The sequence below is a fragment of the Streptomyces erythrochromogenes genome, assembly GCF_040684695.1.
Classification (GTDB): domain Bacteria; phylum Actinomycetota; class Actinomycetes; order Streptomycetales; family Streptomycetaceae; genus Streptomyces; species Streptomyces erythrochromogenes_C.
Genome location: NZ_JBFBGM010000001.1, coordinates 352,359 through 367,458 on the forward strand (window position 1 = coordinate 352,359; position 15,100 = coordinate 367,458).

Annotated in this window: 13 protein-coding genes; 5 read left to right on the plus strand and 8 right to left on the minus strand. The window is 70.6% G+C overall.

The window, feature by feature from the left end:
• Positions 1-2: 2 nt before the first annotated feature.
• From kdpB (AB0O53_RS01495) to AB0O53_RS01510, 4 genes are read right to left on the minus strand one after another with little or no spacing between them, the layout of a single operon-like run.
• Entirely contained in the window at positions 3-2,105 is a 2,103-nt protein-coding gene (gene kdpB, locus AB0O53_RS01495) for a potassium-transporting ATPase subunit KdpB (protein ID WP_350988751.1), read from the minus strand.
• On the minus strand, positions 2,102-3,766 hold the full coding sequence (gene kdpA / locus AB0O53_RS01500) for a potassium-transporting ATPase subunit KdpA (protein WP_350988753.1): 1,665 nt from the start codon (positions 3,764-3,766) through the stop codon (positions 2,102-2,104). Before kdpA ends, kdpB (AB0O53_RS01495) begins: the two co-directional genes overlap by 4 nt.
• 6 nt (positions 3,767-3,772) lie before the next feature.
• Positions 3,773-3,862, minus strand: a complete 90-nt coding sequence (gene kdpF, locus AB0O53_RS01505) for a K(+)-transporting ATPase subunit F (protein WP_350988755.1) — start codon at positions 3,860-3,862, stop codon at positions 3,773-3,775.
• Positions 3,859-3,987, minus strand: coding sequence for a hypothetical protein (locus tag AB0O53_RS01510; protein ID WP_350988757.1), 129 nt, complete (start codon positions 3,985-3,987; stop codon positions 3,859-3,861). The genes kdpF and AB0O53_RS01510 overlap by 4 nt, the downstream gene beginning before the upstream one ends.
• 284 nt (positions 3,988-4,271) lie before the next feature.
• On the opposite strand from AB0O53_RS01510, the gene AB0O53_RS01515 reads away from it, so the two are divergent.
• The 4 genes from AB0O53_RS01515 (at position 4,272) to AB0O53_RS01530 (ending at position 10,380) form a co-directional block, all read left to right on the plus strand.
• Positions 4,272-6,155, plus strand: a complete 1,884-nt coding sequence (locus AB0O53_RS01515; RefSeq protein WP_365192632.1) for an APC family permease — start codon at positions 4,272-4,274, stop codon at positions 6,153-6,155.
• 261 nt (positions 6,156-6,416) lie between these two features.
• Positions 6,417-8,567, plus strand: a complete 2,151-nt coding sequence (kdpB, locus tag AB0O53_RS01520; RefSeq protein WP_365192634.1) for a potassium-transporting ATPase subunit KdpB — start codon at positions 6,417-6,419, stop codon at positions 8,565-8,567.
• Between the two features lie 63 nt (positions 8,568-8,630).
• Positions 8,631-9,143, plus strand: coding sequence for a universal stress protein (locus AB0O53_RS01525; protein WP_365192636.1), 513 nt, complete (start codon positions 8,631-8,633; stop codon positions 9,141-9,143).
• Between the two features lie 229 nt (positions 9,144-9,372).
• Positions 9,373-10,380, plus strand: coding sequence for a hypothetical protein (locus tag AB0O53_RS01530; RefSeq protein WP_365192638.1), 1,008 nt, complete (start codon positions 9,373-9,375; stop codon positions 10,378-10,380).
• Between the two features lie 100 nt (positions 10,381-10,480).
• Here the strand turns inward: AB0O53_RS01530 and AB0O53_RS01535 are convergent, their stop codons facing one another.
• Both AB0O53_RS01535 and AB0O53_RS01540 read right to left on the minus strand, forming a co-directional pair.
• Positions 10,481-10,900 carry a hypothetical protein gene (locus AB0O53_RS01535; RefSeq protein ID WP_365192640.1) on the minus strand — a complete coding sequence of 140 codons (420 nt, stop codon included), beginning with the start codon at positions 10,898-10,900 and terminating at the stop codon, positions 10,481-10,483.
• A 379-nt stretch (positions 10,901-11,279) separates the two neighbouring features.
• Entirely contained in the window at positions 11,280-11,714 is a 435-nt protein-coding gene (locus tag AB0O53_RS01540; RefSeq protein ID WP_350988767.1) for an SRPBCC family protein, read from the minus strand.
• 172 nt (positions 11,715-11,886) lie between these two features.
• On the opposite strand from AB0O53_RS01540, the gene AB0O53_RS01545 reads away from it, so the two are divergent.
• Positions 11,887-13,317: an MFS transporter gene (locus tag AB0O53_RS01545; RefSeq protein ID WP_365192642.1), complete on the plus strand. Its 1,431-nt coding sequence runs from the start codon at positions 11,887-11,889 to the stop codon at positions 13,315-13,317.
• 110 nt (positions 13,318-13,427) lie between these two features.
• Here the strand turns inward: AB0O53_RS01545 and AB0O53_RS01550 are convergent, their stop codons facing one another.
• Together AB0O53_RS01550 and AB0O53_RS01555 are read right to left on the minus strand one after the other, a co-directional pair.
• A complete protein-coding gene (locus AB0O53_RS01550; RefSeq protein WP_365192644.1) occupies positions 13,428-13,976 on the minus strand; it encodes a DUF1062 domain-containing protein in 549 nt (182 codons plus the stop codon).
• 208 nt (positions 13,977-14,184) lie between these two features.
• Positions 14,185-15,051, minus strand: coding sequence for a MerR family transcriptional regulator (locus AB0O53_RS01555; protein WP_365193124.1), 867 nt, complete (start codon positions 15,049-15,051; stop codon positions 14,185-14,187).
• Positions 15,052-15,100: the final 49 nt, after the last annotated feature.

The window sequence follows — 15,100 nt, forward strand, 5'->3', positions numbered from 1 at the left end:
GATCAGCCGATTCCGGGGATGAGGGTGATGAGCATGTCGATGATCTTGATGCCGATGAACGGGGCGATGAGACCTCCGAGTCCGTAGACCCCGATGTTGCGGCGGAGCATCTTGTCGGCGCTGGTCGGCCGGTACTGGACGCCCTTGAGGGCGAGCGGGACCAGGGCGATGATGATCAGGGCGTTGAAGATGACGGCCGAGAGGATCGCGGACTCGGGCGAGGCCAGGCCCATGATGTTGAGCTTGTCCAGGCCCGGGTAGACCACGGCGAACATGGCCGGGATGATCGCGAAGTACTTCGCGACGTCGTTGGCGATGGAGAAGGTGGTCAGGGCTCCGCGGGTGATGAGGAGTTGCTTGCCGATCTCGACGATCTCGATGAGCTTGGTCGGGTTGGAGTCGAGGTCCACCATGTTCCCGGCCTCCTTGGCGGCCGAGGTGCCGGTGTTCATCGCCACGCCGACGTCGGCCTGGGCGAGCGCCGGGGCGTCGTTCGTACCGTCGCCGGTCATCGCGACCAGCTTGCCGCCCGCCTGCTCCCGCTTGATGAGGGCCATCTTGTCCTCGGGGGTGGCCTCGGCGAGGAAGTCGTCGACGCCCGCCTCCTCGGCGATGGCCTTCGCGGTGAGCGGGTTGTCGCCCGTGATCATGACGGTCTTGATGCCCATGCGGCGCAGCTCGTCGAACCGTTCGCGCATGCCCTCCTTCACCACGTCCTTGAGGTGGATGACACCGAGGACGCGGGCACCCTTCTCGTCCTCGACGGCGACCAGGAGCGGGGTGCCGCCGGCCTCGGAGATCTTGTTCGCGAGGAGGTCGGCGTCGTCGGAGACCCGGCCGCCCCGCTCCTCGACCCAGGTGATGACGGAGCCGGCCGCGCCCTTGCGGGTCTTCTTGCCGTCCACGTCGACGCCGGACATGCGGGTCTGGGCGGTGAAGGCGATCCACTCGGCCTGGGCGAGTTCGCCCTGGTGGCGTTCGCGCAGCCCGTACTTCTCCTTCGCCAGCACCACGATGGATCGACCCTCGGGCGTCTCGTCCGCGAGGGACGAAAGCTGGGCGGCGTCCGCCAGCTCCGCCTCGGTGGTGCCCTTGACCGGGACGAACTCGGAGGCCTGACGGTTGCCGAGGGTGATGGTGCCGGTCTTGTCGAGCAGCAGGGTCGAGACGTCGCCCGCGGCTTCCACCGCACGTCCCGACATGGCGAGGACGTTGCGCTGGACGAGGCGGTCCATGCCGGCGATGCCGATGGCCGACAGGAGCGCGCCGATGGTGGTGGGGATGAGGCAGACCAGGAGCGCGGTGAGCACGATCATCGACTGCTCGGCGCCCGCGTAGATCGCGAACGGCTGGAGGGTGACGACCGCGAGCAGGAAGACGATCGTGAGGGACGCGAGGAGGATGTTCAGCGCGATCTCGTTGGGCGTCTTCTGCCGGGCCGCGCCCTCGACGAGGGCGATCATGCGGTCGATGAAGGTCTCGCCGGGCTTGGTCGTGATCTTGATGACGATCCGGTCGGAGAGGACCTTCGTACCGCCGGTCACGGCCGACCGGTCGCCGCCGGACTCGCGGATCACGGGAGCGGACTCGCCGGTGATGGCGGACTCGTCCACGGACGCGACGCCCTCGACGACGTCACCGTCGCCGGGAATCACGTCGCCGGCCTCGCAGACGACGAGGTCACCGATCTTCAGCTCGGTGCCCGGAACGGATTCCTCGCCGCCGCCCGCGGTCAGTCGGCGGGCGACGGAGTCGGTCTTCGCCTTGCGCAGGGTGTCGGCCTGGGCCTTGCCGCGGCCCTCGGCGACGGCTTCGGCCAGGTTCGCGAAGATCGTGGTCAGCCACAGCCATGCGGTGATGGCCCAGCCGAACCAGTCCGTCGGGTCCTTGATCGCCAGCACGGTCGTGACGACCGAGCCGATCAGGACCACGAACATGACCGGGGACTTGATCATGATGCGGGGGTCGAGCTTGCGCACCGCGTCCGGGAAGGACTTCAGCAGCTGCTTGGGGTCGAACAGGCCCCCGCCGACGCGGCCGGCGGCCGGCTTGTGGCCGGTGGGCAGGTCGTCGTGCGGAGCACGGGTGGGTGTGGCGGTGCTCATGCTGCGAGCCCTTCGGCGAGCGGTCCCAGCGCGAGGGCCGGGAAGTAGGTCAGACCGGTGACGATGAGGATCGTGCCGACGAGGAGCCCGGTGTAGAGGGGCTTGTCGGTGCGCAGGGTGCCCGCGGTCTCGGGGACGGGCTTCTGTTCGGCGAGCGAGCCGGCGAGAGCGAGTACGAAGACCATCGGCAGGAAGCGGCCCAGCAGCATGGCGATGCCGATGGTGCTGTTGAACCACTGCGTGTCGGCGTTCAGGCCCGCGAAGGCGGAGCCGTTGTTGTTGGCGCCCGAGGTGTAGGCGTACAGGACCTCGGAGAAGCCGTGCGCACCGGAGTTCAGCATCGAGTTGCCCGGGGTGGGCAGGGCCATGGCGGCCGCGGTGAAGCCGAGGACGAGGGCGGGGGTGATGAGGATGTAGCAGGCCGCGAACTTGATCTCGCGGGTGCCGATCTTCTTGCCCAGGTACTCGGGGGTGCGGCCGACCATCAGACCGGCGATGAACACCGCGATGATCGCCATGATCAGCATGCCGTAGAGGCCGGAACCGACACCGCCGGGCGCGATCTCGCCGAGCTGCATGCCCAGCAGCTGGATGCCGCCGCCGAGACCGCTGTAGGAGGAGTGGAAGGAGTTGACCGCGCCGGTCGAGGTCAGCGTGGTGGCGACCGAGAAGATCGCCGAGGCGCCGACGCCGAAGCGGGTCTCCTTGCCCTCCATCGCGCCGCCGGCGACGTCGAGGGCCGGACCGTGGTGGGCGAACTCGGTCCACATCATCAGCGCGGTGAAGCCGATCCAGATGGTGGCCATCGTCGCGAGGATCGCGTAGCCCTGCCGCAGGTTCCCGACCATCCGGCCGAACGTGCGCGTGAGGGCGAAGGGGATGAGGAGGATCAGGAAGATCTCGAAAAGGTTCGAGAAGGGGGTGGGGTTCTCGAAGGGGTGGGCGGAGTTGGCGTTGAAGTAGCCGCCACCGTTGGTTCCCAGCTCCTTGATGACCTCCTGGGAGGCCACCGCCCCGCCGTTCCACTGCTGGGTGCCGCCCGTGAACTGCCCGACCTCGTGGATGCCGGCGAAGTTCTGGATCGCGCCGCACGCGACGAGGACGATCGCGCCGATCACAGCGATCGGGAGCAGGATGCGGACGGTGCCGCGGACCAGGTCCGCCCAGAAGTTGCCGAGCTCACCGGTGCGGGAACGCGCGAAGCCCCGTACGAGGGCCACGGCGACGGCCATGCCGACGGCCGCGGAGACGAAGTTCTGCACCGCGAGGCCGCCGGTCTGCACGACGTGGCCCATGGCCTGCTCGCCGTAGTACGACTGCCAGTTGGTGTTGGCGACGAACGAGGCGGCCGTGTTGAAGGCCTGGTCCGGGTCGATCGCGACGAAGCCGAGCGAGCCGGGCAGGATGCCCTGCAGCCGCTGCAGCAGGTAGAGGAAGAGGACGCTGACCGCCGAGAAGGCGAGGACGGCGCGCAGGTAGGCGGGCCAGCGCATCTCGGCCGACGGGTTGGCGCCGATGGCCTTGTAGATCCACTTCTCCGGCGTGCAGTGCTTCTCGGAGGAGTAGACGCGGGCCATGTGGTCGCCGAGGGGGCGGTAGGCCAGCGCGAGTGCGGCGATCAGTGCGAGGAGCTGGAGCACACCAGCGAGAACGGGACTCATCGGTGGCTAGAACCTCTCCGGCTTGACGAGGGCGAGGACGAGGTAACCGAGCAGGGAGACGGCCACGAGGAGGCCGACGATGTTTTCGGCGTTCACAGCTTGGTCACCCCCTTGGCGATGAGAGCCACCAGCGCGAACACCGCGATCGTGGTGACGACGAAGGCCAGATCGGCCATCGCGAGCTCCTGAGTGAAGTGAGTGGAAAGAAATGAATCAGCCATATGGCCGATGACGAGATAACCGTGTCTTCATCCCGGCGTTAAGACGCCTTGACGGTGTCCATACGGGCGCAGCGGATCTCTTAACGCCACCCATACGAAAGAGACGGAGAAACGGGGGGGCGGAGAGGATCAGCGCCGCGTTCGTCGCCGAAAGACTTTCCGTCCCGGCATCAAGGAGGCGTGAGGACCGGAGGGGCGGGCGTATGGACAACGTCAAGGACCCTGGCGATCCGGCCATCGAATTCGGACGCTGTCCTCACTTTGTCCAACGGAGGAACAGCGAGATGTCGATAGACATGGGAAAGACGGGTACTGCGGGACGGGTTCCGGGCACGGAGGAACCTCCTGATACCGGGGTCCGCACACCGCCGCCGGGGGACCGCCACCGGCTGACCGCCCTCCAGGGCCTGGCCGCGCTGTCGCTGGACGCGATGGCGTCCGTGGCGTACGGGCCGGAGGCGATCGTGCTCGTCCTGGCCGCGGCCGGCGCGTACGGCATGGGCTTCACCCTCCCCGTCACGCTCGCGATCGCCGCGCTGCTGGCGGTGCTGGTGGCCTCGTACCGGCAGGTCATCGCCGCGTTCCCGGACGGCGGCGGCTCGTACGCCGTCGCCAAGCGCCACCTCGGCCGGCGTACGAGCCTGGTCGCCGCCGCCTCACTCATCCTCGACTACGTCCTGAACGTGGCCGTCTCCGTCACGGCCGGCGTGGCCGCCCTGACCTCGGCCTTCCCCGAGCTGTACGCGGAACGGGTGTGGATCTGTCTGGGCATCCTGCTCCTGGTCACCGCGGTGAACCTGCGCGGGGTCGTGGAGTCCGCCAAGGCGTTCCTCGTGCCCACCGCCGTCTTCGTCGGGACGATCCTCGCGATGGTCGTCGTCGGTCTCCTCCGCGACGGTCCCGTCAGTACCGCGTCCGCTGCCGGACACGCCTCGGCCCTCGGCGAGGGCGCGACCACGGTGGGAGCCCTCCTGCTGCTGAAGGCCTTCGCCGCCGGCTGTTCCGCCCTGACCGGCGTCGAGGCTGTCGCCAACGCCGTGCCCTCCTTCCGGGCCCCGGCCGCCCGCCGTGCGCAGCGCACCGAAGTCGCCCTCGGCGCGCTGCTCGGCGTGATGCTGATCGGCCTGTCGATCCTCATCGGGCGTTTCCACCTCCAGCCGGTCGAGGGCGTGACCGTCCTCGCTCAGCTCGCGGACGCCTCCTTCGGGCACAACGCCGCCTTCTACGTCGTCCAGTTCGCCACGATGGTGCTGCTCGCGCTGGCCGCGAACACCTCCTTCGGAGGGCTGCCCGTCCTGATGAGCCTGCTGGCCCGCGACAACCACCTGCCGCACGTCTTCGCCCTCAAGGCCGACCGCCAGGTCCACCGCCACGGAGTGGTGTGGCTGGCGCTCGTCTCCGGCCTCCTGCTCGTCTTCTCCGGCGGCGACACCAACACCCTCGTCCCGCTCTTCGCCATCGGCGTCTTCATCGGCTTCACCATCTGCCAGGTCGGCATGGTCCGGCACTGGTACGGGGAGCGCCCGCGCGGCTGGCGGGCGAAGGCGGGCCTGAACGGCTTCGGCGCGCTGCTGACCGGGGTCTCGGCGGTCGTCGTCACCGCCACCAAGTTCACCGAGGGCGCCTGGCTGATCGTCGTCGCGCTGCCTCTGCTCGTACTCGGCTTCCAGCAGGTCCACCGCGCGTACACCGAGATCGGCGCACGCCTGGAGCTCGGCCGGATCCCGCAGGCCCCGCGGCGCACCCGCTCCGTGGTCGTCGTCCCGGTCTCCGGGCTGTCCCGGCTGACGTGCCAGGCCCTGACCGCCGCCCGCTCCCTCGGCGATGAAGTGCTCGCCGTGACCGTCACCCACCCGGCTCCCGAGGACCGCGAGGTGGCCGAAGCCCTCAGGCGGGACTGGGAGTTGTGGAAGCCCGGCGTCGAGTTGGTCGAGCTCTCCTCGCAGACGCGCTCGCTCGGCCGCCCGGTGTCGGCGTACGTACGCAAACTCGCGCAGGTCCACCCGGACGCCCAGGTGACGGTGCTGATCCCGGAGACCGAACCCGCCCGGCTGTGGCAGCGGATGCTCCAGAACCAGCGCGGCTCCGTCGTCGCCCACGCCGTCCGTCGCGACACGGACGCCGTGATCTGCCGGCTGCGTTTCCGCATCACGGCCGACGCGCGCTGACGGGTGTTGACGCACCTCTGACGGCGGCTTGACGTGCCACGTGCGCCGCCGTCAAGAGGGTGCCAAATCCGGCGCCCACAGCCGCTCTTTCTCCGTAACGGGCAGTAGCTTCCTGTCTGTTGCGTCGCCGGGGACCTCACATACTCACATGACGGCCGAGGGGGTCCATGGAGGCGGTCCCCGGCGGCGACATCCCTCTTCCGCGTCCTGGCCGCGAGCCCCCGGGGTCGCCACGCCTCGACCACATCCCAGAAGGTATGCATGCCTCCCGCCGCCGCGCAGCACGTTCCTCCGGGTCTCGGGACCCCTCCGCGGACTCCGACCGACCGGCCGGCCCGGAAACGCCCGGGCCGGGCGAACCTGGTGGACCCCGAGCTCCTGGCCGCCTCCGCGCGGGAGGCGGTCCGCAAGCTCCATCCGCGCGAACTGGTCCAGAAGCCGGTGCTGTTCGTCGTTGCCGTCGGATCCGTGCTGACCACGCTCTCGGCACTCATCCACCCGTCCGTCTTCACCTGGGTGATCAGCGTCTGGCTCTGGCTGACGGTCCTGTTCGCCAATCTGGCCGAGGCCGTTGCCGAAGGCCGGGGCAGGGCTCAGGCGGAGTCGCTGCGCAAGGCGCGCACGGACACGGTCGCGGTCCGTCTGAACCACTGGACCTACGGGGCGAATCTGCGGTACGCGGAGACCGAAGTGGTGGCGCCCGCCGAGCTCCAGCCCTTCGACTTCGTCCTCGTCGAGGCCGGCGAGCCGGTCCCGGCCGACGGCGACGTGGTCGACGGGGCCGCGATGGTGGACGAGTCGGCCGTCACCGGCGAGTCGGCTCCCGTCCTGCGGGAAGCGGGAGGCGACCGGTCCGGCGTCACCGGCGGCACGACCGTCCTGTCCGACGCGATCGTCGTACGGGTCACCTCGCGCCCGGGCAACAGCTTCATCGACCGGATGATCGCCCTGGTCGAGGGCGCCACCCGGCGGAAGACCCCGAACGAGATCGCGCTGAACATCCTGCTGGCCGCACTCACCGTCATCTTCGTCCTGGTGGTCGTCGCCATCCAGCCGATGGCCGCCTACGCGCACGCCGCACAGTCCACGACCGTCCTGGTGGCTCTCCTCGTCACCCTCATCCCCACCACGATCGGCGCGCTCCTGTCGGCGATCGGCATCGCCGGCATGGACCGGCTCGTCCAGCGCAACGTCATCGCGATGAGCGGACGCGCGGTCGAGGCGGCCGGTGACGTGAACACCCTGCTCCTCGACAAGACCGGCACCATCACCCTCGGCAACCGCGAGGCCGCCGCCTTCATCCCGCTTCCCGGCGTCGACCACGTCAAGCTCGCGGAGGCCGCCCAGCTGTCCTCGCTCGCCGACGAGACGCCCGAGGGCCGGTCCGTCCTCGCTCTCGCCCGGCGGTACGGTCTTCGACCCGTGGCCGCAGGGGATCTCAGCAATCCGCGGTTCACCGAGTTCAGCGCCCGGACCCGGATGAGCGGCGTGAACCTGAGCTGGGACAACGGGGCCGGCTGCGCCATCCGCAAGGGTGCGACTGCCCAGGTGTGCGACTGGGTCACGATGCGCGGCGGAACCGTACCGCCGGAAGCCGAGGCGTGGTCGGCCACCGTCTCGGAGTCCGGTGGCACGCCGCTGCTGGTGGCGGTCCACGACTGGGACGGGCCGAGGGTCCTCGGCATCGTCCATCTCAAGGACGTCGTCAAGGACGGCATCCGGGAGCGCTTCGCGGAACTGCGCAGCATGGGCATCCGCACGGTCATGGTGACCGGCGACAACGAACTGACGGCCCGCGCCATCGCCGCCGAAGCGGGTGTCGACGAGTACCTCGCGGAGGCGACGCCGGAGGACAAGATGGCGTTGATCAAGCGGGAGCAGGCGGGCGGCAAGCTGGTCGCGATGACCGGCGACGGTACGAACGACGCCCCGGCGCTGGCCCAGGCGGACGTCGGCGTGGCGATGAACACCGGCACCTCGGCCGCCAAGGAGGCCGGGAACATGGTGGACCTCGACTCCAACCCGACCAAGCTCATCGAGATCGTCGAGATCGGGAAGCAACTCCTCATCACCCGCGGAGCCCTGACCACCTTCTCGATCACGAACGACGTCGCGAAGTACTTCGCGATCATCCCCGCCATGTTCACGGCCGCCTACCCGGGACTCGAAGCCCTCAACGTCATGGGCCTGAGCAGCCCGACCTCCGCCATCACGTCGGCGATCATCTTCAACGCGCTGATCATCGTCGCCCTCATCCCACTCGCCCTGCGCGGCGTCCGCTACAGGCCGGCCTCCGCGCACGACCTGCTGCGCCGCAACCTCGGCGTCTACGGCCTCGGCGGCCTGATCCTGCCCTTCGTCGGCATCAAGCTCATCGATCTGCTGGTGTCCACCATCCCCGGCCTCGGCTGATGCCGGCGCGGCATGCGCCTCGAAGCGCTGTGGGACGTCCGACGAGACGAGAGGGAAGAGGTCATGCGACGCGTCGTGGTCGGTGCCACCGGAACGCCAGGGAACCTGTCCGCCTTGCACCGGGCCGCCGCGGAAGCCCGCGTGCGCGGTGCGGTGATGCTGGCCGTTCTGGCCTGGCAGCCACCCGGCGGCGGGCTCGGAAGCCGTCACGGCCTCGGACCCTCGGCCCTTGCGGAATGCCGGGCCGCAGCCGTCGAGAGACTGCGCGAAGTCCTCGACACGGCCTTCGGGGCCGTGCATCCCGGTGTCGCCCTGACGGGCCTCACGGTACGGGGGACTCCGGGCGCAGCGCTCGTCGACGTCGCCCGGGAGGCGGAGGACCTCCTCGTGGTCGGCGCTGGATCCCGTACTGCGCTGCGCCGTCTCGTCCGCCCCTCGGTGGCCCGGTACTGCTTCGCCCACGCCGACTGCCCTGTCCTCGCGGTTCCTCCCTCCCCGCTCCAAGCCGACCTGGAATCCGTACACCGTCGCAACGTCTGGAGGGTGCGGCTCGACCTGCGGGAGTTGACCCCGTGAGGGGAGCACATCGCACAGCAGCCATTGCCCTGCCGGTCGTCGCGGCCTTCCGGGGGCGGGCCTTCGGGAGGCGTTCGCGGGCCAGAGCGGAGGGCTGTGCGGGGCGGCGGTCTCGGGTGCACTCTGGCTGGTCACCGGACTCCACACGGGGGATGTCGCCTTCACCGTGGAGGTCCACGACCTGCATCTCACCCGGACCGACCACCGGGTGCGGTACTGCGCTCAAGGGATGGACGAAGGGCAGAGGCTCGACACCCGGTTGTCCGGGGAGCCGCCGGCGGACCGGTACCTCCTGCAGTTCTGGCCCGAACCGCCCCGTGCGGACCGAGTGCTCCGCCAGACCTCGCGGAAGGCCGCCTACTGGCACCGGTACGCGCGCGAGCTTCCGGCACCGCCCACCGCCGAGCAGCGAGCCGAGAGCGAGCGCCTGGACCGGCAGGCACAGCAGCGGGCCGCGGAGGAGGAGCGACTGCACCGCGAGCGATGGGAGTGGGGCGGTCGGCTGCCGAGCGGGCGACTGCGCGGTGTCGGCGGCTGCGTCAACGGTCTGCTCGCCTTCGACAGCGACCTGGTGCACGCGCTCGACACCCGAGGTGCCGAGGTCCAGCGCGCGGTGGCATCGCTGGCCGCCCGTAGGGCCTGCGAGGCGGCAGGTCTCATGGGCGTCCCGTGGGTCACCGAGGCGCTCACGGCGCTGACGGAAGCACGTCCGCTGCCGCCACCGTTCGATGTCCCGGGCCGTATGTGGGACGCCTTGCGCTCCGATCCACGGGTCCCGAGTCGGTCGGTGGTCGAGGCGGTCCCTCCCGAGCGGCCGCCCTACCGTCCACTGACACCCTCGCCGGCGGTCGGGCGGACCTCGCTCCCGGCCGCGGAACCGGGAGACGACGGGCGGAGGCGGAGCGTCCTCGGCCGAGGGCTGGGCGCGCTCCTGCCGCCCGCGCCCGCCGGTGACGGGCCGACGCCGACCGAGGGCGTGGGGCGCGGCGCGGCGACGGTGCATACGTACGGCACTCCACGCACTCCACGCACTCCAGCCACTCCACGACCTTCACACGGCCTCCTGCGGATCTCACAGCCGCACTTCGCCCTTCCCGCGGTGCTCGCCGCTGCCGCCGCCGATCCGCTGGAGGCGGCACTGGAGGCGGTGTTCCAAGCGGTGAGCACGTGCGGCGAGCACTACCCGAAGCTGCTGGAGGAGATCCGGTCGGTGTGTGCCGACCGGGCGGAGGAGTAGGTGCCGCCGCGTCTGCGCCTGGCCGACATGCTCCAGGACCCGGCCCTCGCGACACGGGACCGGTCCGGCTCGGTTCGAGGGGCACAGGTGTGGCAACCCCCTACTGGCTGTCGGGGGCAGTGCGGTGGAGAACGTGGCCGTCGAGGACGAGGGTGTTGTTGCTCCGGACGGTTCCGTCGAGGTCCGAGAGGTTGCCGTCGAGGTGGATGGTCCTCCCCGCCGTGCGGTAGGTGCCCGTGTTGACGCCGATCTTGAACGCGGGGCAGTCGTCCTGGTTGCAGATCACGTTGCTGATCTGCTCGAAACGGCCGTCCGCGGTGAAGGTCAGCTTCTCGGTGTAGAAGGTGATTCCGGGGCGGTCCCTGTCGACGGACTCCGTCCACTGCCCTGCCACCCGAGTCCGCTCCGCGGCCGGGGTGCCGGCCTGCGCCCCCTGGGCGGCAGCGGAGCCGGTGGTGGCCGTCATGGCGGCCAGGAGCAGCAGTGTGGTGCCCAGTGCCGACTGGATCGTCGTCTTCATCCGTGCGCTCATTCCTTGGTCGTCGGTCCGTGGTCCGGAGGCCGGCATTACGGGGGGTGACAACACCCTCGCCGCGGCCCGTGCCTTCCTTCCGGATGTGGCGGGCCAGACCATATCGGTTCAAATGCCAGCCCCGTTCCGCGGTGCGCGGGGCCGCGTCTCGTTTCGGTTGCTCCCTGAAAGCGAGGAAAACTCCCCGCCGGCCGCAGGGGACAAAGGGACATTGCCCCCTTCGCCGTCCGGCGCGCGGCGTACCGGCGGACACGGATTGGCCGAGAGCCGACCCGATCGCCCCCTGGGGGCGGGCGGGCTGACGCAGCCTCGGCAGCCGGGCTCCCGGCTGCCACCGCCCGGCCCCGCGATTGCGGACGAGCGCCGGTCAGGAGCGCCTCGCCGCGGCGGCCGGCAGACGGGTGGACACGCCGTCGGCCAGCCGCTCGAACTCCGACCGCAGGAACGGCGCCGCCACCTTCGCCAGGCCCTTGAACGTCAGCGAGGCCCGGTACGTCAGCCGCGTGCCGGTGCCCTCGACGCCGAAGCGGAGATCGTCGACCGCGGTGACCGTCCTGTTCTCCCCGACGAACACCAGCCGTGCCCGCTCGCGCACGTCGAGCCGGTACTCCAGGTCCGTCGTGCGGCCACGGAAGACCGACGTGTTGCGCCAGCGGGCACCCTCGCGCACCGGGCCGTCGTCGAGGCGTACGCACGACACCGTCCCGGGATCCCATTCCTCGGTGTGGGCGAAGTCCTCCAGGTACGCCACCAGCTCGGGCAGCGGCAGGCCCACGACGAGAATCCGCTCCACACTGATCACCGCACGGCCTCCCTCTCCCGTGCCGCCGGCCCTCCGACGGCGTCCCGGACACTGATGCTTCCCGGTACGGGGGAGCACCGGATGCAGCAGTCCCGTACCGGCGGCACCGCAGCCGTGTCGCCGTCGGGGCCCGGCGGTGCAACGATGAACGGGGGCGCGGATCGAGGTGGCGATGAAGTCTCCGTCCGACAACCGGGCCGGGCGTGGCGGCGGGAGCCTGTTCAGCGGCCGCGACCGGGCGGTCATCGCGGCTGCGGCGCTGTCGATGCTCCTCGTGCAGATGGACTGGTTCGCACTCAACCTCACGCTTCCCGTGATCGCCCGTGACTTCGGCGTACCGACCACCGACCTCCAGTGGCTGGTCAGCGGCTACATGCTCACCCTGGGTGCCTTCATGATCACCGGGGGACGGGTCGCCGATGTCCACGGCAGACGGCGCACGCTCGTCTGCGGACTGATCGGGTTCGGAGCCGTCTCGGTCCTCTGCGGCCTGGCGCCGTCCACGGCCTGGCTCGTCGCGGGGAGGGTGGTGCAGGGCGTGACCGCCGCGTTCATCTTCCCCGTGGCCGTGGCCGTCGTCACGGGCTACTTCCGGGACGACCGGCAGGGCCGGGCCGTCGGGACGGTGCTGGCCTTCAGCGCCGTGGGCACCGCCCTGGGGCCGTTCGTGGGCGGAACGCTCGCCGAACACGTCAGCTGGCGGGCCGTCTTCTTCCTCAACGTGCCGATCTGCGCCGCCGCCGTCGTCCTGATGCTCCGCCACGTCCCCGAAACCCGCGACAGCCATGCCTCGGGGCGGCTCGACCTGCCCGGCGCCGCCGCGGTCGCGGGCGGTCTGACGCTGATCATGCTCGGCGTGGACCAGGGGGCCGGCTGGGGCTGGACCTCCCCGGCCACATGGGGCTGTCTCGTCGCGGGAGCCGCTCTGCTGGCGCTCTTCGTCAGGATCGAGCGACGCAGTGCCGAGCCCCTGCTCGATCTGGCGCTGCTGCGCAACGGCCCCTTCCTCACCATCACCCTCGCCGGGTCCCTGTCCAACGTCGTCTACTGCCTCGTCGCCGTGTTCTCGGCGCTCTACCTCCAGCAGGCGCGGGGCCTGTCCCCCTTCACCGCCGGGCTGATCTTCCTCGCGCTCTCGGTGGGTGCGGGCACCGCCAGCTACTTCTCGGGCCACCTCGCCCGCCGATGGCGGCCCGAGCTGCTCATGGCCGGCGCGATGCTCCTCAGCGGCACCTCGGTGCTCGTGCTGACCTGGTCGACGCCGCTCGCCCTGTACGTGGTGGTCTTCGCGGTGGTCGGCACCGGGCTGGGCCTCGGCTGGGCGCTGACCAACGTCGCCACGCAGTCGTACGTCCCCCCGGCCCGGCTCGCCGCCGCGTCCGGCTTCGTCCTGACGTCCCTGGTCCTGCTCGGTGCGCTGGCGGTCGCCGTCGCCTCGACGGTCCTGGAAGTACTCAGCGGTTCGGCGTCGCGCGCCGCCTCCGACGGCGCGGCCATCGAGACGGTGCTGCGCGCCGCGGCCGTACTCGCCCTCCTCGGGGGAGGGCTGCTGCTCCGCCTGGCCCGCACCCCGGCCGGCCGCCGCCGGGGGACCTCCTCCTAGACCACGCCCGCGCAGCCCGGGCCACCGCGGTCCCCGTGAGCAACCGTCGCGCAGCGGGGGCAGGGCCTGTCCGGCGGATCCCGCCGGACAGGCCCTCGGCCCGGGGAGGTTCAGCGTTTGAGCGTGAACGTGAAGTCCCCGGAGAGCCTGCCGGTCAGCCGGACCGCAGAGACGAGCCTGCCGTCCGTGATCAGCCTCTCGACCGCGGCCCGTGAAAGACCGCACCCCTCGGAGATCAACCGCACCGGCCGGACCGGTATCCGCGCCGCGAAGCGCACCGAGACGTCGATCACCTCGCGTTCCAGGTGGCCCGGTCCGCCGGTGTCGAGGCGCCAGGCGCCGTCCCAGTCGAGGGCGATGTGATTGCGGCGCTGCACGACCGGATCCTGGAGCAGTACGGCTGCCAGGCCCGGGTCGTTGTCGTGCAGCCGGTCCAGCAGCTCGGGTCGTACGGAGCGCACGTGCACCCGTTCCAGGACCGTGATTTTCGCCGTGTCCCCGCACACGGTGCAGAGGACGAGGAGCCAGGCGTCGAGGAGCTTGTGGTGGGCGTTGACGCGGAATTTGCCGTTCGCCCGGAAGCGTTCCGACGCGCACGTGTGGCATCGGCGGAGGACGAGCGGCAGGCAGGTGGGAGCGACCACCCAGGTATTGAGCACAGGTGTACACCGGTTCCAGTGAGAAGACCGCAGCAGAAAGGAGCGCGGCGCACAGTTGCGACGCGCGACGAATCAGCACTCGGGGGTTCTCACAGGGTGTACAACGGAACGTCCTTGCCCAGACGACATGTTCGCCAGCACGGTAGCGGCGCACGGCGGGGCGGCTCCACTGGTTTTGTGGCGCCCGCGCGGACGGCCGCAGCAGCGGTCAGCTGTCCGCGGAGGGGTCCGCGGAGGGGTCTGCGGAGGGGTCCCCGGCGAGGAGCCGTGCCGTGAGTTCCATGCACCGCGTCCGGGCCGCGGAGAAGCCGTAGGGCATCTTGGCCACCGCTTGGCCGGCGCTCATCACGGTGTCCTCCTCGCCGCCCGCCCCGGCGTCGTGGATCTCGAAGAGCTCCTCCTCGGCCTCGTCCAGTCCGGCCGCTTCCATGGCCAGGAGCAGGGCCTCGTGGTGGGCGAAGTGTTGTGCGGCGAGTTCCTCGACCCGCGGGTCGAGGGGGTCGACGGTGTCGTCGAGGGCGGCGTCGGCCGCGTCGAGGCGGTCCGCCTCGGCCCGCAGCCCGGGATGGGTCGCCAGGGTGATGAACACGCCGGCCTGGATCGCGGCTCCCAGCGGCCCGAAGATCCGTTCCGTGATCAGCAGGGCGTCCAGGTCGGAGGGGCGCAGTGCGCCGGGAGGCAGGTGGCCGAGCCGGTCCGTGACCAAGGGGGAGAGCAGGCCCAGTGGGCTGCCCACGGCCCGCAGCCGCCGGACCGCCGCGCGCCGGCGCTTGATCTCGGCCTCCTGGGCCGCCAGGGTCTCCTCCAGCCGGCCCAGGACGTCCTCCACGTCCCGGGCTTCGTCGAAGGCGGCCCGCATGTCGTCCAGGCCGATGCCGGTCTCGGACATCTTGCGGATCCACAACAGGCGGACCATGTCGGCGTAGCCGTAGCGGCGGCGTCCGTCTCCGCCCCGCGCGGGTTCCGGCAGCAGACCGATCTGGTGGTAGTGGCGGACGGCGCGCGGGGTGGTCCCCGCGAAGGCGGCGGCATCGCCGATCCTGACCTCGCGGGGAGGTGTGGGGGAGGGGTACATCGCAGACATGCCTTTCGTGCTGTGGTGCCTCGACGACACCACATGCCGC

What these genes read in the sequence shown, in the direction of transcription:
- kdpB (WP_350988751.1), bottom strand. Translation starts at nt 2,105, where the DNA reads ATGAGCACCGCCACACCCACCCGTGCTCCGCACGACGACCTGCCCACC.
- kdpA (WP_350988753.1), bottom strand. Translation starts at nt 3,766, where the DNA reads ATGAGTCCCGTTCTCGCTGGTGTGCTCCAGCTCCTCGCACTGATCGCC.
- AB0O53_RS01535 (WP_365192640.1), bottom strand. Translation starts at nt 10,900, where the DNA reads ATGAAGACGACGATCCAGTCGGCACTGGGCACCACACTGCTGCTCCTG.
- AB0O53_RS01555 (WP_365193124.1), bottom strand. Translation starts at nt 15,051, where the DNA reads ATGTACCCCTCCCCCACACCTCCCCGCGAGGTCAGGATCGGCGATGCC.
- AB0O53_RS01525 (WP_365192636.1), top strand. Translation starts at nt 8,631, where the DNA reads ATGCGACGCGTCGTGGTCGGTGCCACCGGAACGCCAGGGAACCTGTCC.
- AB0O53_RS01515 (WP_365192632.1), top strand. Translation starts at nt 4,272, where the DNA reads ATGTCGATAGACATGGGAAAGACGGGTACTGCGGGACGGGTTCCGGGC.
- kdpB (WP_365192634.1), top strand. Translation starts at nt 6,417, where the DNA reads ATGCCTCCCGCCGCCGCGCAGCACGTTCCTCCGGGTCTCGGGACCCCT.
- AB0O53_RS01545 (WP_365192642.1), top strand. Translation starts at nt 11,887, where the DNA reads ATGAAGTCTCCGTCCGACAACCGGGCCGGGCGTGGCGGCGGGAGCCTG.
- AB0O53_RS01510 (WP_350988757.1), bottom strand. Translation starts at nt 3,987, where the DNA reads ATGGCTGATTCATTTCTTTCCACTCACTTCACTCAGGAGCTCGCGATG.
- AB0O53_RS01530 (WP_365192638.1), top strand. Translation starts at nt 9,373, where the DNA reads ATGGACGAAGGGCAGAGGCTCGACACCCGGTTGTCCGGGGAGCCGCCG.